The organism is Promicromonospora sp. AC04 (genome assembly GCF_003058225.1).
In the GTDB taxonomy this organism is placed as follows: domain Bacteria; phylum Actinomycetota; class Actinomycetes; order Actinomycetales; family Cellulomonadaceae; genus Promicromonospora.
The window spans coordinates 72,521-98,095 of the sequence record NZ_QBUG01000005.1 but is presented as its reverse complement, the minus strand read 5'-3'; the positions used below and the strand labels follow the sequence as shown (position 1 = coordinate 98,095).

Genomic DNA, 25,575 nt, shown 5'->3' with positions numbered 1-25,575 from the left:
GGCGACCGGGCTACCGCGATGCGAGGTCACGGATGAGGACGACTGCCGCCCTCGTCAGCTGGCCGGGTCGAACTGGAACTGCCGGACCTCCTGCGAGCAGCGGCAGGCGACGGCGATCTTCGCGGCCCACTCGAGCGCCGCCTCCCGCGAGGGCAGCTCGAGAACGGTGTAGCCGCCGTTGGGCACCTTGTGACCCGGGTACGTGCCCTCGGTGACTGTGCCGTCACCGGCCACGAGCACCGGGTCCACGTCCTCGTCGATCCCGCCGCCGAAGACGTACACGCCCGCAGCCTTGGCCTCCTCGATGACGGCATGCGAGGTCTCGACCACCGCCTCGAAGTCCTCCTCGGGGAGCACCATTGCCTCACTGGGGAACGAGATCAGGTACTTCGTCATGGGAAGACTCCTCTGCTGCCGATCAGCCGGCGACCTGGGCGATACGTTCGCTGTGCTCTGACCGACTCGGCGTGCCGGTCGAACTCATCGGTGACCTGTGGATCACAGCTGCCTCGTCATGAACAGCGAGTCCCCGTGGGCCGCCGGCAATCCCAGGGAGTCGGATCGCGACCAGCTGCGGATCCAGCCCTCGACATCTTCGACGGTGGGGCGACCATCGGGATCGATCCGGCGATGCGGAGGGACACGAGGGTCGCGCTCGGTCCACATCTCGTGCTGGACACCAGCCTCGGACACCCGCCAGGGCCGGAGCAAGTCGATCAGTCTCGAGCACGATCTCCCGCCCGCGAGCGGTGGGTCGTTCCATGGCGTCGAAGTTATCAGCCACCTCGTCGCCCCGGCTGGGACCTGCAGGTCCCGGGTTCGCCACAGCGCGTCGTCCGAGGTGTACTGGCCGCTGGACCTGGCGATGACCTTGGAGGCATCCGGATGACCGACCCCGCTACCGACCCGGACGCGGCGAGCGTCGCGAACTTCGCTCACGAAATGGGTGTGCTCAAGCGCCTCCGTCGCGCCGGGTGGTGGCAGGCCGGCGTCCGGGACCCGGAGTCCGTCGCCGAGCACAGCCTGCGGGTGGCGCAGCTCGCCGCGCTCATCGCGGCCGAGGAGGGTGGCGATCCGGCTCGTGCGGCGTACCTGGGCCTGTGGCACGACTCCCAGGAGACCCGGATCACCGACATCCCGCACTCGGCTCGCCCCTACCTCGGCAAGGCGGACAACGAGACGATCACCCGGGACCAGATCGCCCACCTGCCGACCGCGGCGGCCAGGACGGTCAGTGCGGCCGTGGTCGAGTACGAGGCTCGCGAGACGCTGGAGGCGCGGTGCGCCAAGGACGCCGACAAGCTGGAATGTCTCCTCCAGGCGCTGGAGTACCGGGCGGCCGGCTACCAGCACGTCCAGAAGTGGATCGACAGCTCGCGCGCGGGCATCTCGACGTCGTTCGCGGCGCGCGTGGCCGACGCCGCTCTGGCGGGCAGCACCATGACCTGGCACGACCAGGCTCAGCCCTGACCCTCCGCGGAACCCGCCGGGGGTTCGGCCTGACCGCTGGGAGCGTAGTGCCTGACCAGCGGGATGAAGAGCTGATCGACGATGTTGTCGACGGCCTCGTCGGACGGAGCCGCATGTTCGGTGATCATGGTGTAGCGCAGCAGGTTGGTCGGCATGTCGAGGACGGCGCCGGGGATGGGCGCGGCTCCGATCTCCCCGCGGGCTCGGGCGCGTTGGACGGTCTGGTCGATGATCCGGGGCACGCTTCCGGTCACATCAGCTGGTAGCTCGTCGAGCTCGCCGAGCAGGCCGATCATGACGTCGACGCCAAGCGACTCGATCCGCCCGGAGAGGGTCCGGAGAACGGTGCGGACGTCATCGGCGAGCGCGCCGGTGTCGGGGGCCTCGTCGACGACGCTTCCGGTGTGCGCGCGGATCGCCGCGTGGACGAGCGAGGCCTTGTTCGGCCAGCGGCGGTAGAGCACCGCGCGACTCGTCTCGGCAGCCCGGGCGACTGCGTCGATCGTGAACGACCCGTACCCCTGCGCGCGTAGTTGCCGCCAAGCCTCGTCGAGCAACACATCGTCGAGCTCGGCCCCGCGTCGACGTCGACGCGGAGCCGCATCCCGGTCTTCATTCGTCCTCTTGGCTTTGCCCACCCGGCCAAGGATACGTGTGTATCTTAGTGATATAAGATACACGCGTATCTAGGAGGCTGTCGTGACCGACCGTACGAAGCTGGAGCCGCTGGGCCGGCCCCTGATCCGGCTCGCCCTGGTCGTGATCGTCGGCGGGGTCGCTCCGCTGGTCGACACGACAGTGGTCAACGTGGCGCTGCACACGATCGGCGCGGAGTTCGGCGTCGGCGCCGATGCCATCCAGTGGGTATCCACGGGCTACCTGCTGGCCCTGGCGGCGACCGTGCCGGTGACCACCTGGGCGTCGGACCGGTTCGGCACCAGACGGACGTGGATCACTGGGCTGGCGCTGTTCCTCATCGGCTCCGGCATGTGCGCACTCGCCTGGGGCTTCGGCGCCCTGCTGACGTTTCGTGTCGTCCAGGGCGTCGGGGCGGGCATTATGCTGCCGCTGCTGCAGACGATCCTCGTGCGCGCCGCGGGCCCGGACAGGACCGGACGCGTCCTCACGATCGTGATGCTGGTCAGCACGATCGCCCCGATCGCAGGTCCGCTGGTCGGCGGCGCCATCGTGAACGCAGGCGACTGGCGATGGGTATTCGTGATCAACGTTCCCATCTGCCTCGCTGCGGTCCTCCTCGCACTGCGCTACGTCACCGGCGACCCGGCTCAACCACGCAAACGCCTCGACGTACCCGGCGTGCTGCTGCTCAGCGGCGGCACTACCGCCCTCCTGTACGCCCTCAGCAACGCGGCATCCCACAGCACGGACAGCACTGCCCGTATCTGGATGCCGCTTGTCGTGGGCGTCGTCCTCACCGGCGCTTTCGTCGGCTGGAGCCTGGTCCGGGGCGCTGCGGCCGCCATCCCCGTATCCCTGTTCGGCGATCGCGGGTTCAGCGCCGTCAACGCCGTGCTCTTCCTCACCGGGCTCGCGCTGTACGGTGCGCTGTTCCTCATCCCGCTCTACTTCCAGCAGGAGCGCGGCCTCACCGCCCTGACGGCGGGTGCGATCCTCGCACTCCAGGGCCTCGGATCGCTCCTGACCAGGTGGGTGGGAAGCGTCGTGGACCGGATCGGGGCCCGGCTCATCGCGATGGTGGGAATCGTCCTCTGCGCGGCGGCGACGATCCCGTTCGCGATCGCGACCACACACACCAGCTACGTGCTGCTCGGCATCGCCCTCGTCGTCCGCGGCGGAGCCCTCAGCGCCGTCAACATCGCGATCACCGCGCACGCCTTCGTCGGGCTCTCCCGCGACCAGGTTCCCGCCGGCTCCGCGACAGTTCGCCTCGTCCAACAGCTCGGTGGCTCCGCGGGCACAGCGCTCCTGGCCACCATCCTCACCGGCACCGCGACCACCGCGGCCCTCGTCGGCTTTCACACGGCATTCGCCTGGAGCGTCGTACTGACCATCGCAGCCCTCGTGCCGTGCGCGCTGATCCCCCGGAGGAAGCACCAGGGACCTGCCTTGTAGCCGCTGTCCGGTGCGCCTCCGTCCCAGTCGCGAGGCCGGCAGGCCGACGGAGTGGTCGCCGCACGCCGAGGTGACCACTCCGTGTGGCTCAGCCGATCGTCGGCTGCGGCCCTGCGCCCGCCCGGACGATCGCCGGCACGTCGGCCGCCGGGTCGAGCTGGTAGGCGTAGTGGTCAGCGGGGCGGAACGTCGTGCCGCCCGTCTCGGCGCGGCCGGTCGTGTCGACGAGGACGCTGCCGGTCTGGGTGAGCGCCGCCGCCGTCGTGTCCCGGTAGAAGGGGTTGTTCACGCGCTCGTAGTAGCTGTTCTCGATCACGGTCCTCGCCGCCCCGCGCGAGAGGTTGCCGTAGCTGGTGATGTCCTGCAGGTAGTTGTTGTAGAGGTGCGCGTACGCGACGTTGTCGATGCTGGGGTTGCGCTGGTTGGTGGCGCGGATCCAGTTGTGGTGGATCGTCATGCGCGAGGTGACGTTCGTCGTCCAGCCGATGCCGAACGACTTGTTCCCCTCCTCCAGGACGTTCCACGAGACCGTCAGGTAGGAGGTGTCCTTTCGGCTGTCGACAAGGCCGTCGTTCATCCGGGAGATCCGGTTGTGGTCGATCCAGACGTGGTCGGCCGTGTCCATCTGGATGCCGTCGTAGTCGTAGGTCTTGTCATCGGGGTCGTCGTCGGCCATGCGCGTGTCCCGGATCGTGAGGTTGCGGATGATCACGTCGTGCACGCCCTCGCCGAGGAAGAAGCCTCCGTTGACGATGTGGCCCTGGGTACCGACGCCGATGATCGTCTTGTCGGACGCGACGGGGAGCTCGCGGCCGTACGGGGTCACCGTGATCGGTGCCGCGACCCGGATGACGTACGGTCCGGACGCCGTGGCGTAACGCTCCAGGTCGGCGTAGGTCGTGACGGTGACCGTCTGGCCTCCGGCGCCGCCGTTGGTGCCGCCCCCGGTGGCGGCGAAGCCGTCGGGCGTGGCCGACCACGACGAGCCGACCGGGTTCCAGCCGTCCGAGCCGGCCAGGTAGCGCCGCGGCGTGTAGTCCAAGGCCTGGGCGTCGGTCAGCTGCGGACGGTTGCCGTTCACCGTCGCGCCCGCGCCGGTGTTGCGGTACTCGAAGTAGCGCGCGTTCTCCCACTGAGCGTCGGACATGTCGATCCAGGGCTGGCCCGTCGCGATGGTCGCGGACAGCGACGACTCCCGGTACACGACCTGCGCCCCCTGGCGCCAGGGTCGGCCGAGCTGGGTGGTCCCGTTGGTGGCCCCGGTGATGGTCGACCGGTAGAACAGGAAGCCGTACGTCCGCTCCGCCGGGGTGCTCGCCGCCGTGATCGGGCCGCCGGTCGAGCGCTTCTCGTAGATCTTGCAGCGCTCGAAGACGGCGATGCCGCCGCCGTAGATGAAGTCGACGGTGCCCTCGATGTACGAGTCGGTGACGTACGCGCGGGCGTCGTTGTTGACCAGGAAGGTGTCCTGGTCGCCGAGGAGGCGCAGGTCGTCGAGCACGGCCCGGTCCGCATTGAGGTAGACGGCGAGCGCCTGGCCCCCGGACGGCTGGCTCGCCTCGTCGAAGTCGTTCGAGACGGTCAGGTTGTCCGCGAAGAAGTCATGGCCCTCGGCGACGAGCGTCGCGCTGCCGCGGTGGCTGCCGGCCATCCCGGCGCTGATGTTGTTGACGATCACGACGTCGTCGGAGCTGTCACCGCCGCCCACCAGGCTGACGTACGGCTTGTCGGTCGGGACGACGACGCGCTCGCGGTACGTGCCGGGCTTGATCGTGATCGTCACCCGGCTCGCGTTCCCCGTCCCGACGGCGTCGACGGCCGCCTGGACTGTGCGGTACTGCCCGGTGCCGTCGGCCGCCACGGTGTACGAGCCCGGCGTGGTGGCGCCGTCGTCGAACGTCCACTGCTTGTCGGTCGCGGTGGTGCACGCACCCTGGACGATCGCCGCACCCGATGCGGTAGACGCGTTCTGGACCGTGAGGCACAGGCCGCTCCGCACGTTCGCGACGCGGTAGGCACCGTCTGTCCCGGCGGTGAGAGTCCACTGCTGCCAGGGCTTGTCGGACCCGCAGTCCCACTGCAGCACCCGGGCCCCGGTCGCGGTGGAACCGCCGTCGACGTCGAGGCACTTGCCGCTGCTGACGCTCACGAGCTGGTACCGGTCCTGGCCCACGGACGTGAGGCGGAGCTGCTGCCACGCGGCACCGTCGGTACAGCCCCACTGCTGCAGCCCGACGCCGTTGTCCCCGGAAGCGCCCGGCAGGTCGAGGCACAGGCCGCTGTGCCCGGCGACGAGCTGGTACGTGCCGCCGGCGGTCGGGACGCTCGCGGACGCCACCGACGCGGTGCCGATCACCGCTGCCGAGGCGGTGAGCAGGAGGGTGGCGAGAATCGCGATGGCCGCGACCCCCTCGCGGACGGCTGTGCGGGCGCTCTTCATGATCGGTCCCTTCGTCGGGCGAACGAACAGGGTGTCCCGCTCGGCAGGCTGCCTCTGCGAGGCCGCGCCTCAGATGCGTAGGCGATGGCGCGACGCACGACCCTGTGAGTGAGCGCTAACATCGGACACTTCGGACAAGTTAGCGAGGGCTGGCGGCAAGGGTCAAGGACCCGTTCACGAAACCGTTGGTCAAGCGCCGTCCGTGCTGGACCAGGAAGAGGGCTTCTTCCTGCTGTGGACGATCCGCGGCGAGGAATTGCGACAGCTCGCGCCACTGGTGCCGAGCGAGAAGGACGAGGACTTCTACCGTGGGTGAAGTACCGGAGGAGGACCTCTTCGCCACCGGCTGACAGCCCGCGTCCGTCAGTAGCCGGTACCGGTCTTGGCCTGCTTGCGCTCCGCGGGGTGCACCCCGCCCTTGAGGTCGAGGGTCTTGCAGGCGTCCACGATGTCCTGGGTCAGCCGGTCGACCTGGGCCCGGCTCATCGTCTCCTTGACCAGGGCGCGGAGGATCTTCACGTTCTGCGCGTCGGGCGGGAGCGTGTACGCCGGCACCATCCAGCCGCGCTCGGCCGAGAGCTGCCAGGCGATGTCGGACTCGTCGTAGCCGGCGTGATCACCGGAGAGCCGGAAGGCGACCAGCGGCAGCTGCTCGGCGTCGTCGCCGATCACCTCGAACCTGCCGGTGTCGCGCAGGTTGGCCGCCAGCACCCGGGTGTTCTGCTGCATCTGGGTCATCACGTAGGTGTAGCCCTCGCGGCCGAGCCGGACGAAGTTGTAGTACTGGGCGAGCACCATTGCCGCGCCGGTGGAGAAGTTGAGCGTGAACGTCGCGTCGGTCTTGCCGAGGTAGTTCTCGTAGAAGACGAGGTCCTGCGCGAGGTCGGACTCCTGGCGGAAGACGAGCCAGCCGATCCCGGGGTAGACCAGCCCGTACTTGTGACCCGAGACGTTGATGGACCGGACCTGCTCGAGCTGGAAGTCCCACTTCGAGTCGGGGTACAGGAAAGGCCAGACGAAGCCTCCGCTGGCGCCGTCGACGTGGATCGGGATGTCGAGCCCGCGGTCGCTCTTCACGCCCAGGAGCAGCCGGTTGATCCCGACGATGTCGTCCATGTGCCCGGTGAACGTGGTGCCGAGGACGACGGCGACGCCGATCGTGTTCTCGTCGACGTGCGGGGCGACGTCGTCGGGACCGATCGTGTACTTGTCCTCCGCGAGCGGGATGATCCGGGGCTCGACGTCGAAGTAGCGGCAGAACTTCTCCCAGACCACGTGCACGTCGCCGCCGAAGACGAGGTTGGGCTTCTCGACCGACAACCCGGCGGCTTTCCGGCGCTCCTTCCACTTCCACTTCAGCGAGAGCGCACCGAGCATGATCGCTTCGGACGACCCCTGGGTACGGCACCCGGTGGTCTCGCCTGGGGCGTGGAACAGGTCGGCGAGCATCCGTACGCAGCGCTGCTCGATCTCCGCGGAGATCGGGTACTCGGCGTGGTCGATGAAGTTGCGGTGCAGGTTCTCGGCGATGATCCGCTGCGCCTCCGGCTCCATCCAGGTGGTGACGAAGGTTGCCAGGTTGCGCATCGGGTCGCCCTCGAGCGCCAGGTCCTCACCCAGCATCCGCATGGTGTCAGTGGGGCTCATGCCTGTGGCCGGGAACGTCTTGGAGGGCGCTTCCTCGGTGAGGAAACGGTTCCCGAACAGCGCCGTGCTGCGCTCTTCGCGCGTGGTCGCCATGGTTTCGAGTCAAGCACGACCGGCTTGCGCCGTCGACCTGAGCGACGCCTTTCGGCGAACCGGCTCATGACCGGCTCGGTCACAAGCGCGCGCATCGGGGTCACCAGCGGGCGGGTGACGGGTCGAAGCCGGGCTCGGACCGGCGCATGTAGCCGGTGTCGTCCCGGTTGCGCAGCCCGCAGCCCAGGTACTGCTCGTGGAGCCGGGCCAGGCGGTCGCGGTCGAGCTCGACGCCGAGGCCCGGAGCGGTCGGCACCGTGACCCCACCGTCGGCGAACCCGATGGCTCCGTCGACGACGACGTCCTCGTCCGGGGACTTCCACGGCCAGTGGGTGTCGCACGCGTAGTCGAGGTTCGGGGTGGTCGCGGCAAGGTGCGTCATCGCGGCGAGGCTGATGCCGAGGTGGGAGTTGGAGTGCATGGACAGGCCGAGTCCCCAGACGTCGCAGATCGACCCGAGGGTCTGGGTCCGGCGCAGCCCGCCCCAGAAGTGATGGTCGGAGAGGACCACCTGCACGGCGTCCTGCGCGACGGCGGGCGGAAGGTGGTCGAACGCGACGACCGCCATGTTGGTCGCCAGGGGCATGCTGACCTGCCGTGCCACGGCGGCCATCCCCTCGATGCCCGGGGTCGGGTCCTCCAGGTACTCGATGTCGCCGTCGAGCGCCTCCGCCACGCGGACGGACGTCGCGGGCGTCCAGGCGCCGTTCGGGTCCAGCCGCAGGGGATGGTCCGGAAACTCCGCGCGCAGCGCCTTGATCGCCGCGATCTCCTCGTCCGGGTGGAACACGCCACCCTTGACCTTGATCGCGGTGAAGCCGTACTCGTCCACTATGCGGTGCGCCTGGCGGACCAGGCCGTCGGGATCGAGCGCCGCGCCCCACGTGTCCTCGCCGGCCCCGGGGTGTCCGGCCCACTTGTAGAAGAGGTAGGTCGAGTAGCTGACCCGGTCGCGCACGGCTCCGCCGAGCAGGTCCGAGACCGGCACGCCGATGAGCTTGCCCTGCGCATCGAGGGCGGCGACCTCGAACGGGGAGAAGACCCGGTCCGGCGTGGCCGACCCGGTGACCATCCCGCTCATGCCGTGCCCGCCCCGGCCGTCGTCGGTCGAGAGCGACGCCACCACCGCGCGATAGATGCCGTTCAGGTCGAGCACGTCGCAGCCGACCAGTGCCCGCGCGGCCTGTTCGAGCCGCCGGAGGTGCGGCAGGTCGCCGTACGACTCGCCGAGGCCGTACGTGCCGCTCTCCGTGACCAGCTCGACGACGGTGCGCAGCGCGAACGGCTCGTGGACACCGACGGTGTTGAGGAGGGGCGGGTCCTTGAAGGCGACGGGCGTGACGTGAACGGCGGTGATGCTGCCGCCCTCGAGACGCGGGCGCTCGTGTGCGTTGATCACGTCTACGAGTCTGTCATGTGTCTACGTTTGTAGACAACCTGCCTGTCGGTTGGCCGATCAGCCCCACGTCAGCGAGTTGCGGACGGGACCGGCCAGCCGCGTGATCCGGTCCCCGGCCTGGCGCAAGGCCGCCACGATCTCGGCGTCGCGTTCGGGGCTGAGCCGGGCCAGGGGGATCGAGGCGCTGATCGCGTCGGTCGCGGGCTCGTCGTCGTACTGCAGCGCGACCGCGAAGCACCGCAGGCCGACAGTGTTCTCCTCGTTGTCGACGGCGTAGCCGCGCTGCCTCGTCGCTTCGAGATCGGCGTCGAGGGCAGCCCGCTCGGTGAGGGTGTGCGGCGTCAGCGGCTCGAGCGTCGGCGGGAGGTGGCTGTCCCGTTCGTCGGCGGGCAGGCCCGCGAGGATCGCCTTCCCGAGCGACGTCGAGTAGGCGGGTAGACGGCGTCCGACGCGGCTGTACGGACGGAGGTACTGGCTCGACTCCCGCGTCGCGAGGTAGACCACGTCCTTCCCGTCGACCCGGCCGAAGTGAAACGTCTCGTCCAGCTGCTCGCGCAGCCCGTCGAGCATCGGGGTGACGAGCGGGAGGTAGGGATCGGTGTCGAGATAGCTCGTCCCCGCGAGCAGCGCCCGGATCCCGATGCCGTGCAGCGTCCCGGTCGCGTCGGACCGCACCCAGCCGTGCTGAGCGAGGGTCCGCAGGAGCGCGTGGAGGCTGCTCCGCGGGACTCCGAGCGCCTCGCTCAGCTCACGCAGCCGCACGGGCCGGTTCTGCCGCGCCGCGAGAAACTCGAGGATCTCCACGGTCCTGGCGGCGGACTTCACCTCCCGCACGCCACCCTTGGGCTGGTCGCTGTTCGGCGGCGTGGTGCCGGACTCGCTGGTGGGCATCGCTGTCTCCCGGTGTCGTGGAACTGAGTGGTCAGGCCCGTGGGACACGATCGTAGACACTCATCCACATATGCGGACGTCCGAGGGTGCGCCGGCCGACGCCGGGTGGGTCGCACTTCGCCTGGGTGCCGCTGTACCAGAACGGCGTCCAGCTCGACTGGCTGTTCAGCCAGCGGCGGTCGTAGGTCCGGGCGGTGCGGGGTCTGAGCGGTGCGGTGGAGCGTCAGGCCGCCCGTTCCGGTTCGGCGGGCCACGTCGCGCGTGCCTGGTTCGAGATCACGACCTGGGAGAGCACGGCGCGCAGCAGCTCTCGCTCGGCGTCCGGCACGTCGGCGATGAGGGTGGCGATCCGCCCGGTCACCATGGCGCGGTACGTGCCGCCGAGCTGTCGACCGCGCTCGGTGAGACTGACCAGGTGGGAACGGCGGTCGTCGGCGTCGGTGTCCCGCACGACGAGCCCCGCGTCCTGCGCCCGGTCGACGAGACCGGTCGTGCTGGACTTGGTGATCCGCATCAGCACCCCGAGCTCGGCCATCGCGACCGGGTGCTGCTCCAGGACGCACAGGAGCTGGGCCTGCTGCGCCGTCACCCCGTGCTCCGCCGCGGACTTCGCGCAGATGTCGGAGACAAGGCCTGATGCGCGGACGAGCGCCGCGGTGATGTCGAGCCAGGGCTCAGCCATGGAATACCTCCTCGAGCACATTGGTTCGTGACACGTACTAGTGTAGTACGTGTCACGAACTTCCGGAGGAGACCATGGACTACCGTCATGAGCTGAAGTTCGGCTCTTTCATCACACCCACGAACGCCGACCCGCAGGCCGTCGTCGAGCTGGCCGTCGCCTCCGAGCGCGTCGGTCTTGACCTCGTGACGTTCCAGGACCATCCGTACCAGCCGGCGTTCCTGGACACCTGGACGCTGCTCTCCTACGTCGCGGCGCGCACCGAGCGCGTGGCGATCGCGCCGAACGTGGCGAACCTGCCGCTGCGTCCGCCGGGCGTCCTCGCTCGGTCGGCGGCGTCGCTGGACCTGCTGTCGGGCGGGCGGCTCGAGCTCGGGCTCGGGGCCGGCGCGTTCTGGGACGCCATCGAGGCCTTGGGCGGCCCACGGCGGTCACCGGGCGAGGCGGTCCAGGCGCTGCGGGAGGCGATCCAGGTGATCCACTCGGCATGGGGCCGTGGACCCGCGCGGGTCGAGGGCGAGTTCTACCGGGCCAAGGGCGCCAAGCCGGGCCCGTCTCCCGCCCACGACATCGGCATCTGGCTCGGGGCGTACAAGCCGCGCATGCTGGAGCTCACCGGCGCGCTCGGGGACGGCTGGCTGCCTTCGATCGGGCGCCTGAGCGCCCAGGAGGTGGCCGACGCCAACGCCCGGATCGACGACGCCGCCCAGGCGGCGGGGCGCGATCCGCGCGCCGTGATCCGCATCGCGAACGTCGCGGGGCCGCTCTCCCCGCAGGCCGCTGGGCAGTGGGTCGAGCAGGTGACCGCTCTCGCGCTCGAGCTCGGCTTCTCGACCTTCATCTTCTCGGGCGACGACGAGGCCGGGCTGGCGGTCGTCGGCGAGGAGATCGCCCCCGCCGTGCGCGAGGCCGTCGCCAAGGAGCGCGCCTGATGCCGATATTCACCGAGGTAGAGCTGGAGTACCTGCGCAGCCAGCCGCTGGGCCGGCTCGCGACCCAGAAGCCCGACGGCACCCTGCAGAACAGCCCCGTCGGGTTCCGCTACAACGCCGAGACCGGCACCATCGACATCGGCGGCTTCCGCTTGGACCAGAGCCGCAAGTTCCGCAACGTCGGAGACAACGCTCGCGCGGCATTCGTCGTCGACGACATCGTCTCGGTGCAGCCGTGGCGCGTGCGGTGCATCGAGATCCGCGGGCGCGCGGAGGCGCTGCCCGCCGAGGGCTCGCGTCCGCCCCTCATCCGGATCCACCCCGAGCGGATCATCAGCTACGGCATCACCGAGCGGGACACCGAGGCGCACGACCTGAAGGTCGACGCGCGCGACGTGCGCTGAGCGCAGGCGCAGTGCACCAGAGCCCCCGGGCGTTGCCCGGGTCGCTCGCACCTGGCCGGCATGATCCACGAAGGACGAGTCACGATCGGCGCGGACGGTTACCGCTGCGAGTCTCCTGCCACCACAGGAGGCTGTGCAGCGCGGTAAGGCCCTGGGCCAGGTGTCGCCGGTACGTGCTGAACGGGAGGCCGAGCCGCTCGGCGGCCGCCTCCTGGGTCGGGGCGCCGCTGAGGTAGGTCGCCAGGACCGCGCGATGTCCCTTGCCCTGCCGCGCGTCCTGACCGAGCTGGTCCAGCGCGGTCTTCAGGGCGGCGCGCAGCCCTTCCACGGGATCGGCCTCCGTGCCCTGGGTGACCAGCCGGCTCGCGGTGAGCGGGTTGGTGGCGAGCAGGTCAGGACGTCGCCACGAGCGCAGCGCGGCCCGCACCGCATCGTCGAAGCCCTCGCGGGGGAGCACGGCCGGCGCGGTGATCGACGTCGGGTCGCGCCAGCGCCGTTCGGCCAGGACCGCCTCGCGCACGAACGGGTGCAGCCGCAGTCCGCTCGGTCCCGAGTCGACATAGGGCAGCGAATGCAGCCATCGGAGCTGCTCGGCAGCGTCCCCGACGGCGTCCAGGCTGCTCTCGGTCACCGTCTCCGTGCTGGCGCACAGCTCGAGTGCCCGCCGGTGCGCGGGTGTGGGTAGCGGCCCGACGACCCGCTGCAGGACGGCGCGGGCCACGGCGAGCGGGATCTCCTGCACCGACCCGCCGTCGGACAGCGCGTCGATCGCGACGCGCAGGGCGAGGGGATTGCAGGCGGTCAGTGCGAGCAGGTGCGCGTGACTATCCCGGGGGACCGAGCAGCGGTCGAGCAGCAGCTCGGCGTCGGTTGCGGGCAGGCCGCGCAGCTCGTGCACGCGCAGCAGCTCCCGCCAGCCGGGGTCGGCGGTCCAGTCCAGCCCAGGCGGTGTGCGGCCGGCCAGGACCACCGCCGCCCCCAGCGGTAGCGTGGGCAGCAGCCGCTCGCGCAGCCAGGGCTCCAGCGGCTGCCAGTCGTCGAAGTCGTCGATCATCACTACCGATTCGTGTCGACCATCGACCGTCGGCGCGAGCGCTGCCACCAGCTCGGCGGCCGTGATCCCCGGCTCGAAGCGACCCGGCCGGACGACGTGGCGCCCGGTCCGCGCCGCCTCGTCGGCGAAGCGATGCAGCAGCGCGGTCTTTCCGGTGCCGCCCGCGCCGTGCAGGAACAGCAGCGGAGCGGCGACGTCGTCGCTCAGCGCCTTGCGGAAGGCCGCGATCTGCTCGTCCCGGCCGACGAAGGCTCGCCGGCGGGCCAGCTCCAGCCGGTGACTCACCCGAGAGCCCTGGTCCGGGAGATCACCGCAGGGGCCAGGGGGGTCGGTTCGGGCCGGCACGGGGTGGTGCATGCATCCAGTCAAGGCCGCGTGGTGTTGCGAGCACGTATGTGGTTCTTGATACGCCGACGATACGTGCCGGGTCCAGACGGCGGTACGGGCGGTCACGAGCCCGCCCACGCCGATTGCACACATCGAAGATTATGGATACGTTGCTCCTGTTGATCCATCGAGAAACTTCGATCTGAGGAGTGGGCCATGTCCGAGACGTCCCGCGAGAGCCTGCCCGTCGTCGTCATCGGCGCCGGACCGGTCGGCCTTGCCGCCACGGCGCACCTGCTGGAGCGCGGTCTGGAGCCGCTCGTGCTGGAGGCCGGCCGCGGCCCCGCCGCGGCCGTCGCCGCCTGGGGCCACGTGCGCCTGTTCTCCCCGTGGCAGTACGACGTCGACGCCGCCGCCCGCCGCCTGCTCACCGGGACGGGGTGGGCCGAGCCCGACCCGGAGGTCCTGCCGACCGGCAGCGACCTGGTCGAGAGCTACCTGGCGCCACTGGCCGACGCCCTGGGCGCCCACGTCCGGTACGGCGCGCGCGTCACCGACGTCGCCCGGGACGGGGCCGACCGGTCACGGTCGATCGGTCGCGAGCGGCGCCCGTACCTGGTGCGGTACACCATCGGCGGCGAGGTCCGGGAGACCCGGGCGCGCGCGGTGATCGACGCGTCGGGGACGTTCGGCACGCCCAACCCGCTCGGCCTGTCGGGCCTGCCCGCGATCGGCGAGGAGCGCGCGGCCGGGCACCTGACCGGCGCCCTGCCCGACGTGCTGGGCGCCGACCGTTGGCGTTTCGCCGGACGCGCCACCCTTGTGGTGGGCATGGGCCACTCCGCGGCGAACACCCTGCTCAGCCTGGTCGAGCTGGCCAAGGACGAGCCCGCCACGCGGATCGTCTGGGCCATCCGCGGGGGTTCGGCGCGCCGCCTGTACGGCGGCGGTGTCGACGACGAGCTGCCCGCCCGCGGCCTGCTCGGCACGCGCCTGCGCGACGCCGTCGAGGCCGGGCACCTCGAGCTGCTCACCCGGGTGGCGATCGAGCGCCTGGAGCCTGGGGCGTCGGGCACGGTGCGCGTGCTGGGCACGGCCCGCAAGGACGGCATCGACGGCGGGCTCGAGCTGGCAGTGGACACGATAGTCAACGCGACCGGCTTCCGGCCCGACCTGAGCATGCTGCGCGAGGTCCGCCTCGACCTGGACCCCGTGGTCGAAGCGCCGCGCGCCATCGCCCCGCTCATCGACCCGAACCAGCACTCCTGTGGCACCGTCCCCGCGCACGGCGAGGCCGACCTCGCGCACCCCGACGACGGGTTCTACCTGGTCGGCATGAAGTCCTACGGCCGGGCACCGACGTTCCTGCTGGCCACCGGCTACGAGCAGGTGCGGTCGGTGGTCGCCGCGCTGGCCGGGGACCGGGCCGCGGCCGACGCCGTCGAGCTGAACCTGCCGCAGACCGGCGTCTGCTCCTCGGACCTGGCATTCGCCGCCGACTCCGAAGGCGTGGTCTCCCCGGAAGCCCTGGCCCTGGCCGGCGCGACCGGCGGCGGTTGCTGCGCGGCGCCGTCGGGCCCGCAGGCGGTGACGCTCGGCCTCGGCGCACCCGCCGGACCTGTGACGTCCGAGCCGCTGAAGGTCGGCTTCGCGACCGGCGTCGAGCACGGCCGCTCCGGCGACGAATGACCGCGTGACGATGGTAGGGCTGCGTGAGCCGGCGCCGGCTCACGCAGCCCCGTCCCGGCAGGTCGGCTACTGGGCCGCGGCCCAGGCCTGGTAGTTCTTGTTGCCGCCGGACAGGTTGTGCACGTGCTCGAAGCCGAGGTTGCGCAGCACGTTCTGGCCGGCGTTCCCGGTGACGCCCTTGTTGCAGTACGTCACGGTCAGCGCCGCCGGGTCCAGCTCGCCGGACCGGCTGCGCAGCTCCGCCAGGGGGATGTGGACGGAGCCGTCCACGAAGCCCTTGGCGCGGTCCGCGGCCGAGCGCACGTCGACCACCTGGACCTTCTCGCCGGCGCTCCGCTCTCGCTCCAGCTCCGCGGGCGTGATCAGCGGCGCACGCCCGCGGATCGCGTTGTCCAGCGCCATGCCCGTGTAGTGCACCGGGTCCTTGGTCGTGGCGTAGGTGGGGGAGTAGGCCAGGTCCAGGTGGAAGAGGTCGGCGACGTCGGCCCCATAGGTGATCGCCGTGGCCAGCACGTCGATCCGCTTGTCCGCGCCGGAAGCGCCGATCGCCTGCGCGCCCAGCAGCCTGCCCGAGGCGCGGTCCGCGACCGCCTTGATCAGCAGCGGCTTGCCGCCGAGGTACTCGGGCCGGTCGGGCTTGATGTTGTGCAGCACCTCGACGTCGTACCCGGCCGCCCGGGCCTGGTCCTCGGTGAGCCCGGTCTGGGCCACGGCCAGGCCGAAGACCCGCACGATCGAGGTGCCCAGGATGCCGCGGTGCTCCAGGGTGCCGCCGGTGATCGCGTCCCCGGCGATGCGACCCATCTTGTTCGCGGTGGAGCCGAGCGGTACCCAGGCGGGCTCGCCGGTGATGAGGTTGAACGACTGCGCGACGTCGCCCACCGCCCACACGTGCGGCACGTCGGTGCGTCCCTGCCGGTCGACGGCGATCGCACCCGTTGGACCGATGCTGACCCCGGCCCGCTGCGCGAGCTCCAGGTTGGGGCGCACGCCCACCGCGACGATCACCAGGTCGGCGGGGACAAGGTAAGCAGCAGCAGGGTCGCCGTCGTCCGCCGAACCGACGCGCACGCCGGTCACCCGGGTGTCGTCCCCCTCGACCGCGGCGACGCGCGCGGCCAGGCGCAGGTCGACGTCGTTGCGGCGCAGCTCCGCGTCCACCCGCGCGGACATGTCCGCGTCCATGCGGGGCATGGCGTGCTCGAGAGCCTCGACCAGGGTCACCTCGATGCCGCGCTCGGCGAGCTGCTCGGTCATCTCCAGCCCGATGTACCCGGCGCCCACCACGACGGCGCGGCGCACCTGACGCGTCTCCACCCAGTCGCGGATCGCGCGCGCGTCGGACGGGCTGCGGACCGTGAACACCCCGGGCAGGTCGACGCCGGGCAGGGGCGGGACCACGCTGCGCACTCCGGTGGCCAGGATCAGCTCGTCGTAGGTGTCCTCGAACGTGGTCTCGGTGGCCAGGTCGCGTACCGTGACGGTCCGGGTCGCGGCGTCCACGGCGGTGACCTCGTGACCGGTGCGCACGTCGACGTCGTAGCGATCCTTGAACCACGCGGCGTTGCGCGGGGTCAGCTCGTCGATGCTCTTGACCTCGCCGCCCGCGAAGTACGGCAGGCCGCAGCCCGAGTAGGAGATGTCGTGGTCGCGTTCGTACACGGTGATGCGGGCGGTCTCGGTGTTGCGCCGGGCCTTCGCGGCGGCCGACGTGCCCGCCGCTACCGACCCGACAACGACGATCTTCAGGGGTTCGGGTCGCGGCGGCTCGTGCTGCGCCGTTCCGGTGGTGCTCGTCATGTAGTCCAGTCTCCGCACTGTCACTTGAGGGGTGGTTGCCGAAGGGGTCTCGGCGTCCGCGTTGTCATGGTCGATCCGTCGCTCTGGCCAGCGCACGCGGGTGCAGCCGGGGATACAGGGTTGCGGCGATCAGCACGCCCAGTGCCCCGCCCACGACCTGTGCCGCGACGAACGGCAGCACGGACTGGGGCGTGATCCCGGCGAACGTGTCGCTGAACATCCGGCCGACGGTCACTGCCGGGTTGGCGAACGACGTCGACGAGGTGAACCAGTAGGCCGCGCCGATGTAGGCGCCGACGGATGCGGGGATCCAGGCGGCCCGTCCGGACCGCAGCAGCCCGAGGATCACGAGAACGAGCCCGGCGGTCGCGACGACCTCGGCCAACAGGTGCGGGCTGGTCGCACGTTCGTTCGCGGACAGGCCCGCCGGGACGCCGAACATGGCGTTCGCCAGCAGCGCGCCGCCGATGCCACCCGCGATCTGCGCGACGACGTAGACGCCACCTTCGGCGGCACGCACACCGGAACCGTCCCATCGGCCGGTGAACCAGTCGACGACCGTCACCACCGGATTGAAGTGCGCCCCGCTGACCGGGCCGAGCACGGCGATCAGCACGGCGAGCCCCAGGGCCGTGGCGAGGCTGTTCTGAAGAAGCTGCAGGCCGGTGTCGTCCGGGGAGAGGCTCTGCGCGGCGATACCCGACCCGACCACTATCGCGACCAGCAGCCCCGTGCCGAGCGCCTCGGCGAGCGCGCGACGCCACAGCGCCGGCCGGGCCGTCGCGCCGGGGCCGTCCGGGACGGACCGCGCGGCGAGTGCGGACGGATCGGGGGACGTCACGCGACGGACCCCACACCGAGCTCGGTCAGCAGGACGCGTACGCGCTTCTCGATGTCGTCCCGGATGGGGCGCACCGCCTCGATGCCCTGGCCGGCGGGGTCGTCCAGCTCCCAGTCCTCGTACCGCTTGCCGGGGAAGATCGGGCAGGCGTCGCCGCAGCCCATGGTGATCACGACGTCGGAGGCCTGCACGGCCTCGTTGGTCAGCACCTTGGGCCGCTCGGCGCGGATGTCGATGCCCTTCTCCAGCATGGCCTCCACCGCGGTGGGGTTGATCATCTCGGCGGGCATGGACCCGGCGGACCGCACCTCGACGGCGCCGTCGGACAGTGCCCGGAGGAATCCGGCGGCCATCTGGGAACGGCCCGCGTTGTGCACGCAGACGAACAGTGCGGACGGCTTGGCGGACTCAGCGGTGCTCATAGGGTTCTCCGGTTCTGTGCGGGTGTGTCGGTCGGGCAGAGAGCGGCCGGCCGGTGGATCAGGAGGTCCGCCGGTCAGGCAGCCTGGGGGACGAGGTCGGCGAGCAGGGCGCGCACCCGCTGGTCCAGCTCGTCGCGGATCGCGGCTACGCCGGCGGGGGAGGCCAGAGCCGGATCGCCCACCGCCCAGTCCTCGTACCGCTTGCCGGGCAGCACGGGGCACGTGTCGCCGCAGCCCATGGTGACCACGACGTCCGCTGCCCGGATCGCGTCGTCGGTCAGCGGCTTGGGATAGAAACGGGTGACGTCGTCGACGGCGTCCGCGGAGGCCGGATCGCCGATCTGCTCCAGGATCGCGCGCACGCCCGCGTGGATCTCCGTGGCCGGCGCGGAGCCCGCAGAGCGCACCACCACGCGGTCACCGGCGTAATGCTGCATCAGGGCGGCGGCGAGCTGCGACCGTCCGGCGTTGGCCACGCACACGAACAGCACCTGCGGTACGTGCGGGCTGTGGGTGTCCTGCGCGGTCTCGGCCGCGTGGGTCCTCTCGGCGTCGATGATGCGCTGGCGGGCGAAGTGCTCGGTGAGCGCCACCAGATAGATCGCGGACCCGCCGCGCCGGGCCAGGGCGGCGTAGGACTCGCGCACGACGCGCAGGCACTCCTGCCCGGGGGTGCCGGGGAAGCGTTCCGCGAGCGAGGCGGCCAACTCGTCGAGCGCCGAGTCGACGTCGGACAGACCGGTCAGCCCGGCCTTTCGAGACACGTCGACGGCGGCCGGTGCGAACCGGTCCAGCAGGGTCGCCACGGCACCGCGGTACGCGGGCTCGATGCGGTACCAGACCCAGGTGCCTCGTCGGTCCGCGATGAGCAGACCGACGTCCCGGAGCACCTTGAGGTGGTGGGACACCGTGGGCTGGGACACGTCGGTGAGGGTGGCGAGCTCGCCCGCCGTGGCCTCGCCGCTGGAGCTCGTGGCGATGGCGGAGAGCATGCGCAGCCGCAGCGGGTCCGCCAGGGCCTTGAGCGTCACGGCCACCGTGACCGCGACGTCCACGCCGATGGCGTGCGACTCCGGGCTCGGTGCGCTCTGCGGGGTGAGAGCAGTCATCATCGACCTCCCATCGGTGTATCGATATGTTTCTATGTTGACACTTATCGATATAGACCGCAAGCTCACCGCCCAGCCGCGCCGCCGCCGGTCCCCGGGATAGTTGCGGGCCGTTTCGGGGAGAATGCGGTGCATGCGACTTCTGCTCCTGCGCCACGGACAGACACCCTCGAACGTGCGTGGGCTGCTCGACACTGCGAACCCCGGTCCCGGGCTGACACGGCTCGGTGAACGCCAGGCCGCTGCGGTACCCCGAGCGCTGAGCGGCCGTCGGGTCGACGCGATAGTGGTCTCGCCCCTGCTGAGGACGTCGCTCACGGCCGCGCCGCTGGCCCAGGAGCGCGGCATCGAACCGCTGACGGTGGACGGCCTGCGCGAGATCGAGGCGGGTGAGCTCGAGATGGCCGGCGACCACGCGGCACATCGGCGCTACCTCGGCACCGTGTTCGCCTGGGCGCGTGGCGACGTCGGCCGCGCCATGCCCGGCGGGCCGGACGGCCACGCGTTCCTCGGGCGGTACGACGAGGCAGTGGCGCAGATCGCCGCACGAGGCCGGGAGAACGTCGTAGCGGTCTCTCATGGCGCTGCGATCCGCACGTGGGTGTCGGCACGGGTGGCGGGAGCGGACGTCAACGACGTCGAGCGGACCGCGCTGGCCAACACCGGTCTGGTGGAGATAGAAGGGGATCCGGTCGGCGGTTGGCGACTGGTCGCGTGGACTGCCGACCCCGTCGGCGGGCACGGGTTGGACGCACCCGCCGCCGACGACCCGACCGGAGAACCTGTCGAGGGCTGAGACACCGAAAATGCCTGTTCTGATGACGGTTCCGCTGAAAGGCTGGCGGGATGGACGTCGCAGGGGACGAGACACGGGCCGCTTGGGCCATCGCATCGCGTAAGTACGAGGACGAGTACGCCGAGCATCTTGAGCAGGCACGGACCGTCGAGCTCCTGCCGGCCGAGGTGGACGTTCTCGCCGAGCTCGTCGGCGGCGCCGACGTCGTGCATCCGATGAGCGGCCACGGCCTGGACGACATCGCGCTGGTGCGCCTGGGGGCGCGTTCAGTGCACGGGCTGGACTACAGCGAGGCGGCCGTCTCCAGTGCCCAGCGCCGGGCCGACGAGCTCGGCATGCCGTGCCGGTACACGCGGGCGGCCATGCCCGAGAGCGGGCTGGAGGGTGCCTGCGCCGATCTGGTCTACACCGGGAAGGGCGCGCTCATCTGGCTCCCTGATCTGCGGGACTTCTTCACGGAGGTGCACCGTCTCCTTCGGCCGGGCGGTTGGTTCTACGTCTACGAGGCGCACCCGCTCGTGCCGCTGTGGGCCTGGGACGCAGACGAGATCCGGGTCCGCCCCGATCGCGGCTACTTCGCGTCCTCGCACGTCAACGACTCGTTCCCCGCCAACGGCGCGGTGGAGCGCCAACACATGCTCTCGACCATCGTCATGGCCTGTCGGCGTGCGGGGTTCGAGATCGAGCATCTCGACGAGCATCCCGAGCCGTTCTGGTACCCGGGCGGTGTCACCGCCGCCGTCTGGGACGGACGAGTTCCCAACGCGTTCAGCCTGCTCGCGCGCCGAACCTGACGGGCCGGACGTCGAGCAGCCCAAGCACGGCCGCTCGATTAACCCGGAGCGGGTGCGGCGTCCTACGCTGCGAGGATGACCGTCACCCTGACCGACTTCGAGCGCGCCTACCTCAAGAGCCAGCCCCTGGCGCGCCTCGCCACCGTGGACCCGAACGGCGCGCCCCAGAACAACCCCGTCGGCGTCTACCTCGACGAGGAGACCGGCGACATCATCATCGGCGGCCACGCCATGGGGGCCAGCCGCAAGTTCCGCAACGTCCAGGCCAACGACCAGGTGGCCCTCGTCGTCGATGACCTGGCCGCACGGGATCCGTGGACCGTGCGCGGCCTCGAGATCCGTGGCACCGCGGTCGCGCTGGAGGACGTCGACCCGCCGGTGTCGTACATGAGCCGGGAGGTCATCCGCATCACGCCCGCCTGGGTCGCGAGCTGGGGTGTCGACCCAGAGGCTCCGGGTCGGCAGAGTCGCCGCTCCTGACTGGGCCTCGCACGCTCCGGGCCTCGGCCGGCTTATCGGCCAGGCGATCGATGCCCAGCTCCGGCGGCAGGTCGTCGTCGTGCCGGACGACGAGGGACGTGACCGCACGGGTGAGGCAGACGTAGAGGCGGCGCAGGCCCGTGGCGCGGTTCGGCTCGGCCGCGACGATCGCGGCCGGGTCGTGCAGTACTACGTGGTCGAACTCGAGGCCCTTCGCGAGCGACGCGGGCACCAGGTCCAGGTGGGCGTCGAACTCTGAGGCGTCTTCCAGGTCCATGCCGTCGTCAGTGCCCGTGCCGTCGTCCGGGCCCGTCGCGCCGCCCGGGCCCGGGCGGTCGTCGTCCTGCTCGCCCACCACCGCGAACATGAGGCCGACGGCGGCGAGCGTCGTGCGAACGTGGGGCACTGCGGCGTCGGGCACGATCAGGCCGACCGATCCCTCGAGGTCCGGGACAGCCACGAGGACGTCGTCGAGGGGTGTGGTGGTGATCCGAAGCCGGCCGCGGGCGCGCCGCACCGCCGTCGGCGGCTGCAGGCCGGGCGCGATGGCGGGCAGGAGCCGGGCGGCGAGATCGATCACGTCGGCGGGCACGCGGAATCCTGCCGTCAGCTGCTCCACGTGCCCCTCGGGCTTGGCCAGATGGCCCAGGACGTCCGCCCAGTCGCTCGACGCCCAGGGCGTGGTGGCCTGCGCGAGGTCACCGAGCACGGTGAGCGAGCCGGTGGCGGCGCGCCGGCCGAGGGAGCGCAGCATCATCGCCGACAGGTCCTGCGCCTCGTCGACGACGATGTGGGCCACCGACTCGGTCCGGTCCAGCAGGTCTGCGATCTCGTCGAGCAGCACGAGGTCCGCCGTCGTCCAGCGGGCCGAGCCCGGCGTCCGCGGGGGGCGGTCCCAGCCGAGGAGGAGCTGCTCGGCGTCGGACAGGATTCCCTCGGCGCACTCGGCCAGGAACCGCTGGTCGGAGAACAGGCGGAAGAGCAGCCTGCGCGGTTCGACCGCCGGCCAGACCGCGGCCGCGTAGTCCCGGACGGGCTTGGTCCGGGCCAGGACGTCCCATGCCTTGTCGTCGAGCGCGTCGCCGGTCTCCTCGATCTGGACGAGCACCCGGTGCGCGAGGGCGTGCCGCAGCTGGGCTCCGCCCAGGGCGTACCGCACGTCGCGCGCCCTGATCTGCTCTATCGCCTCGCGCGCCTCGTACGCGGGCACCCGCCAGCGGAACGAGCCGCGCGGCAGGACCAGCGTGTCCTGCGGCGTGACGATGTGCGACCAGACGGCGCGCAGCAGCACGGCGGCCATCCGGCCGTCGCCCTTGAGGGTCGCGACGTCGGCGGGCTCGGTGGCGCGGACCGGGGCGTGGCTGCTGACTATCTCCTCGATGGTCGCCTGGGTGGCGTGGATCTCGCCGAGGGCGGGCAGCACGTCGCGGATGTAGCGCAGGAAGCTCTTGTTGGGTCCGACGACGAGCACGCCGCGGCGGGTGAGCTGGTCGCGGTGTGCGTACAGGAGGTACGCCGCGCGGTGCAGCCCGACCGCCGTCTTCCCCGTACCGGGTGCGCCCTGCACGACGAGCGTCCGCTCGAGCGGCATCCGGACGATGACGTCCTGCTCGGGCTGGATGGTCGCGACGATGTCGCGCATCGGGCCGGTGCGCGGACGTTCGATCTCGGCCTCGAGGATCTCCGAGTGCGCGGCGGTGCCGTCGGCGGCGTCCGCGGACGGGCCGGCACCGGCCAGGCCGGCGCCGGCGGCGGCCCGGTCGTCGCGGTTCAGGGACTCGTCCTCGAACGCGGTCAGGTGGCCGCGGGCGAACCCGTACCGGCGCCGGGCCGTGATGCCCATCGGCTCCTTCGGCGTCGCGCGGTAGAACGGGGTGCTCACCGGGGCGCGCCAGTCCACCACCATCGGCTCGCCGTCGGGGTCCGAGACGTGGCGTCGCCCGATATGAAAGGTCTCGCCGGGGGCCGCGGCGCCGATTTCGGCGCCTGGCTCGGCCGCGAGGTCGATGCGGCCGAAGAAGAGCGGGATCTCCGGGTCGTCGGTGAGCTGTTCCATCCGGCGCGCGAGCGTTGCCGCCAGGACCTCCGCGCTCACCCAGTTGCCGGCGTAGCTGCCGTCGAGCGCGGCGACCCGGTCCCGCATCCGGCCGAGCTGCGACCTGGCCTCGGCGAGGAACTCCCGCTCGCGGGCGAGCTCGGACACGTCGGCAGGCATGGGGGACCCTCCAGGAGTCTGCGTGGGGAGGTGCGGGTGACCAGACGCGCGAGTCTAGTGCTGCGGGCACGAACCGGACTGCACGTTTTTGTCGACACCATCGCTACTCAAAAGACCATTTGTCCTCCGAGTCCGTTTCCACTGTCGCGTCAACCTGCCCCACGGTACGGTCGGTGAACCGCCCGGCCAATCGAGGAGCCCCAGTGTCGTCCGACGAGCTGCCCCAGGAGTTCCAGATCGACGTACCCGACGAGATGGAGACCGGCGTACCGGCCGACTTCGCCTCCGTATGGCACACGCCGACATCGTTCATCCTGGACTTCATCGCTGTGAAGCAGCCGCCGAGCCCGGTCTCCGACCCGGAGTCGGGTGAAGTTACCTCCATTACCGTGCCGGGCCGGGTAGTGTCCCGCGTGCGTATTCCTCCGCAGCAGGTCTTCGAGCTCGCCAAGGCGTTAACTATGCAGCTCGATGCATGGGAGAAGGAAAGCGCGCCGTCCGTTCGCAATCCGAGGGCCGCAGAGGGGCCGGATGGCCCGAATCGGTCCTCGGAGAATTGAATCTTGTGAATCTTTTTCTTGGACGATTGTCCAACTCGGTGTCTATTTGTCCGATCTGACCGGTAATAATCCTCCGGTTTGCCCGGAGAAATGATGGTGTATACCAGGATGGTCCGGGAAATGTAAGTCCCGGAGGCTGTTCCACTTGCGATCTTCACGGATGTAGGCTGCCCGTGATCGCGACGATGGCGTTGCAATCTCCCAGAGTTGCCCGGGGGGTCGGGCGACCCGTTCCGGCGGCCGTGTCGGGGAGCAATGAACAGGGGCGATGCAAGTGAGCAACACGGAATTCGACAACAGGGGGCGCACGGGCGGGATCATGTTCGAAGAACAGTCCCGCACGAGTGTCGTGAGCATGTGGGGAGAGATCGATGTCTCTTTGCGCGGTGAGTCGAGTGCTGCGATAGCCAACGCCCTCGAGAGGGCTAAGGCGGTAGTGATCGACACGTCCAAGGTGACGTTCATGGACTCGACCGGCGTTGCTTTTCTCATGCAGATGTATACATACGGAACGCAGGACGGGCTGACCGTCAGCCTCCCGGAGCCGCCCGCGGTGGTCCGGACCGTCATCGAGATGCTCGGGGTCGACGCGCTGTTCGCGCACCCGGCCCACCCCGCCGTCGCGCGGGAGGCCTGAGCCGCCCCCGCCGGCGACCACGCCCGGCCCGCAGGCCGGGCGCGTGGTTCAGCGCCCGGCGGCCAGCGCCGCGGCGCCGATGATGCCGGCCGCGTTCCGCAGCTGCGCCGGGACGATCGGTGCGCGCAGGTGCAGGTTCGGCAGGTACCTCTCGTGGTGCTTGCTCACCCCACCACCCACGACGATGAGGTCGGGGGACAGCAGGTCCTCGACCACGCCGAAGTAGCGCTGCAGGCGCTCGGACCATTCGTCCCAGGACAGGTCCTCACGCTCGCGCGCGGAGTCGGCGGCGCGGGACTCGGCGTCGTGCCCGTCGATCTCGAGGTGCCCCAGCTCCGTGTTCGGCACCAGGACGCCGTCGACCACGAGCGCCGACCCGATCCCCGTGCCGAGCGTCGCCACGAGCACCACGCCGTCGGCGTCGCGCGCGGCGCCGTAGCGGACCTCGCCCACGCCCGCCGCGTCGGCGTCGTTCACCGCGACGACGTGCCTGCCGGTCGCGCGGTGCACGAGCGCAGGCAGGTCCACGCCGGTCCAGGACTGGTCCAGGTTCGCCATGGAGCGCACCACGCCGCGCTGCATCGGGGCGGGGAACGCGACACCGATCGGCACGTCGTCGGGCAGGTGATAACCGTCGACGAGCTCCGCGAGCACGTCCGCCACGGCCTGCGGGGTGGACGGTTGGGGGGTCGGGATGCGGGTCCGCTTCTCGGCGTACTCGCCCGCCGTGAGATCGACGGGTGCACCCTTGATCCCCGAACCTCCGATGTCTATGCCGAACGCCAGGTCGCTCATGTCA

24 protein-coding genes are annotated in these 25,575 nt (G+C 70.8%); 10 read left to right on the top strand and 14 right to left on the bottom strand.

Annotation, left to right across the window (positions count from 1 at the left end):
- Positions 1-54 precede the first annotated feature (54 nt).
- Positions 55-396: a YciI family protein gene (locus tag C8K30_RS14595; RefSeq protein WP_108493645.1), complete on the bottom strand. Its 342-nt coding sequence runs from the start codon at positions 394-396 to the stop codon at positions 55-57.
- Positions 397-885: 489 nt separating this feature from the next.
- Here C8K30_RS14595 and C8K30_RS14585 point away from each other — a divergent pair, with 489 nt between their 5' ends.
- Positions 886-1,470, top strand: a complete 585-nt coding sequence (locus tag C8K30_RS14585) for an HD family hydrolase (RefSeq protein WP_108493644.1) — start codon at positions 886-888, stop codon at positions 1,468-1,470.
- On the opposite strand, the gene C8K30_RS14580 is transcribed toward C8K30_RS14585, so the two are convergent.
- Entirely contained in the window at positions 1,461-2,027 is a 567-nt protein-coding gene (locus C8K30_RS14580) for a TetR/AcrR family transcriptional regulator (protein WP_146197480.1), read from the bottom strand. The genes C8K30_RS14585 and C8K30_RS14580 overlap by 10 nt on opposite strands.
- Before the next feature lie 142 nt (positions 2,028-2,169).
- On the opposite strand from C8K30_RS14580, the gene C8K30_RS14575 reads away from it, so the two are divergent.
- Positions 2,170-3,564, top strand: a complete 1,395-nt coding sequence (locus tag C8K30_RS14575) for an MDR family MFS transporter (RefSeq protein WP_108493642.1) — start codon at positions 2,170-2,172, stop codon at positions 3,562-3,564.
- A gap of 88 nt (positions 3,565-3,652) precedes the next feature.
- Here the strand turns inward: C8K30_RS14575 and C8K30_RS14570 are convergent, their stop codons facing one another.
- The 5 genes from C8K30_RS14570 to C8K30_RS14545 all read right to left on the bottom strand — a co-directional run bounded on the left by C8K30_RS14570 (position 3,653) and on the right by C8K30_RS14545 (position 10,716).
- Positions 3,653-6,004, bottom strand: coding sequence for a pectinesterase family protein (locus C8K30_RS14570; RefSeq protein WP_108493641.1), 2,352 nt, complete (start codon positions 6,002-6,004; stop codon positions 3,653-3,655).
- 363 nt (positions 6,005-6,367) lie between these two features.
- The gene (locus tag C8K30_RS14560) at positions 6,368-7,744 is read right to left on the bottom strand and encodes a glutamate decarboxylase (RefSeq protein ID WP_108493640.1); all 1,377 of its coding nucleotides are present in this window, start codon (positions 7,742-7,744) and stop codon (positions 6,368-6,370) included.
- A gap of 100 nt (positions 7,745-7,844) precedes the next feature.
- Positions 7,845-9,143 carry a glucarate dehydratase family protein gene (locus C8K30_RS14555; RefSeq protein WP_199230495.1) on the bottom strand — a complete coding sequence of 433 codons (1,299 nt, stop codon included), beginning with the start codon at positions 9,141-9,143 and terminating at the stop codon, positions 7,845-7,847.
- 57 nt (positions 9,144-9,200) lie between these two features.
- The gene (locus C8K30_RS14550; RefSeq protein WP_108493639.1) at positions 9,201-10,034 is read right to left on the bottom strand and encodes an IclR family transcriptional regulator; all 834 of its coding nucleotides are present in this window, start codon (positions 10,032-10,034) and stop codon (positions 9,201-9,203) included.
- A gap of 223 nt (positions 10,035-10,257) precedes the next feature.
- Positions 10,258-10,716 carry a MarR family winged helix-turn-helix transcriptional regulator gene (locus tag C8K30_RS14545; RefSeq protein ID WP_158281015.1) on the bottom strand — a complete coding sequence of 153 codons (459 nt, stop codon included), beginning with the start codon at positions 10,714-10,716 and terminating at the stop codon, positions 10,258-10,260.
- A gap of 74 nt (positions 10,717-10,790) precedes the next feature.
- On the opposite strand from C8K30_RS14545, the gene C8K30_RS14540 reads away from it, so the two are divergent.
- Both C8K30_RS14540 and C8K30_RS14535 read left to right on the top strand, forming a co-directional pair.
- On the top strand, positions 10,791-11,648 hold the full coding sequence (locus tag C8K30_RS14540; RefSeq protein WP_108493637.1) for an LLM class flavin-dependent oxidoreductase: 858 nt from the start codon (positions 10,791-10,793) through the stop codon (positions 11,646-11,648).
- The gene (locus tag C8K30_RS14535) at positions 11,648-12,052 is read left to right on the top strand and encodes a PPOX class F420-dependent oxidoreductase (RefSeq protein WP_108493636.1); all 405 of its coding nucleotides are present in this window, start codon (positions 11,648-11,650) and stop codon (positions 12,050-12,052) included. The genes C8K30_RS14540 and C8K30_RS14535 overlap by 1 nt, the downstream gene beginning before the upstream one ends.
- 79 nt (positions 12,053-12,131) lie before the next feature.
- On the opposite strand, the gene C8K30_RS14530 is transcribed toward C8K30_RS14535, so the two are convergent.
- Positions 12,132-13,391: an ATP-binding protein gene (locus C8K30_RS14530; RefSeq protein ID WP_158281014.1), complete on the bottom strand. Its 1,260-nt coding sequence runs from the start codon at positions 13,389-13,391 to the stop codon at positions 12,132-12,134.
- Between the two features lie 258 nt (positions 13,392-13,649).
- Here C8K30_RS14530 and C8K30_RS14525 point away from each other — a divergent pair, with 258 nt between their 5' ends.
- Positions 13,650-15,122 (top strand): NAD(P)-binding domain-containing protein, encoded by a 1,473-nt coding sequence (locus C8K30_RS14525; protein ID WP_108493634.1) that lies wholly within the window; start codon positions 13,650-13,652, stop codon positions 15,120-15,122.
- A 66-nt stretch (positions 15,123-15,188) separates the two neighbouring features.
- On the opposite strand, the gene C8K30_RS14520 is transcribed toward C8K30_RS14525, so the two are convergent.
- From C8K30_RS14520 to C8K30_RS14505, 4 genes are all read right to left on the bottom strand, one after another.
- Positions 15,189-16,871, bottom strand: a complete 1,683-nt coding sequence (locus C8K30_RS14520) for an FAD-dependent oxidoreductase (protein WP_108493935.1) — start codon at positions 16,869-16,871, stop codon at positions 15,189-15,191.
- Between the two features lie 115 nt (positions 16,872-16,986).
- Positions 16,987-17,763 (bottom strand): MIP/aquaporin family protein, encoded by a 777-nt coding sequence (locus C8K30_RS14515; protein ID WP_108493633.1) that lies wholly within the window; start codon positions 17,761-17,763, stop codon positions 16,987-16,989.
- A complete protein-coding gene (locus C8K30_RS14510; RefSeq protein WP_108493632.1) occupies positions 17,760-18,185 on the bottom strand; it encodes an arsenate reductase ArsC in 426 nt (141 codons plus the stop codon). The genes C8K30_RS14515 and C8K30_RS14510 overlap by 4 nt, the downstream gene beginning before the upstream one ends.
- A gap of 74 nt (positions 18,186-18,259) precedes the next feature.
- Positions 18,260-19,294 carry a metalloregulator ArsR/SmtB family transcription factor gene (locus tag C8K30_RS14505; protein WP_108493934.1) on the bottom strand — a complete coding sequence of 345 codons (1,035 nt, stop codon included), beginning with the start codon at positions 19,292-19,294 and terminating at the stop codon, positions 18,260-18,262.
- A 133-nt stretch (positions 19,295-19,427) separates the two neighbouring features.
- On the opposite strand from C8K30_RS14505, the gene C8K30_RS14500 reads away from it, so the two are divergent.
- From C8K30_RS14500 to C8K30_RS14490, 3 genes are all read left to right on the top strand, one after another.
- Positions 19,428-20,090, top strand: coding sequence for a histidine phosphatase family protein (locus tag C8K30_RS14500; protein WP_108493631.1), 663 nt, complete (start codon positions 19,428-19,430; stop codon positions 20,088-20,090).
- Between the two features lie 50 nt (positions 20,091-20,140).
- Complete coding sequence (locus C8K30_RS14495; RefSeq protein WP_108493630.1) at positions 20,141-20,884, top strand: class I SAM-dependent methyltransferase; 744 nt, start codon at positions 20,141-20,143, stop codon at positions 20,882-20,884.
- A gap of 75 nt (positions 20,885-20,959) precedes the next feature.
- Complete coding sequence (locus C8K30_RS14490; protein WP_108493629.1) at positions 20,960-21,364, top strand: PPOX class F420-dependent oxidoreductase; 405 nt, start codon at positions 20,960-20,962, stop codon at positions 21,362-21,364.
- On the opposite strand, the gene C8K30_RS14485 is transcribed toward C8K30_RS14490, so the two are convergent.
- Complete coding sequence (locus C8K30_RS14485) at positions 21,294-23,579, bottom strand: AAA family ATPase (RefSeq protein ID WP_108493628.1); 2,286 nt, start codon at positions 23,577-23,579, stop codon at positions 21,294-21,296. The two genes, C8K30_RS14490 and C8K30_RS14485, sit on opposite strands and share 71 nt — an antisense overlap.
- 203 nt (positions 23,580-23,782) lie before the next feature.
- Between C8K30_RS14485 and C8K30_RS14480 the strand changes: the two genes are divergently transcribed.
- Both C8K30_RS14480 and C8K30_RS14475 read left to right on the top strand, forming a co-directional pair.
- Entirely contained in the window at positions 23,783-24,139 is a 357-nt protein-coding gene (locus tag C8K30_RS14480; protein ID WP_108493627.1) for a DUF3467 domain-containing protein, read from the top strand.
- 268 nt (positions 24,140-24,407) lie between these two features.
- Positions 24,408-24,776, top strand: a complete 369-nt coding sequence (locus tag C8K30_RS14475; protein ID WP_108493626.1) for an STAS domain-containing protein — start codon at positions 24,408-24,410, stop codon at positions 24,774-24,776.
- A 48-nt stretch (positions 24,777-24,824) separates the two neighbouring features.
- Here C8K30_RS14475 and ppgK read toward each other — a convergent pair whose 3' ends face one another.
- On the bottom strand, positions 24,825-25,571 hold the full coding sequence (gene ppgK / locus C8K30_RS14470) for a polyphosphate--glucose phosphotransferase (protein WP_108493625.1): 747 nt from the start codon (positions 25,569-25,571) through the stop codon (positions 24,825-24,827).
- Positions 25,572-25,575: the final 4 nt, after the last annotated feature.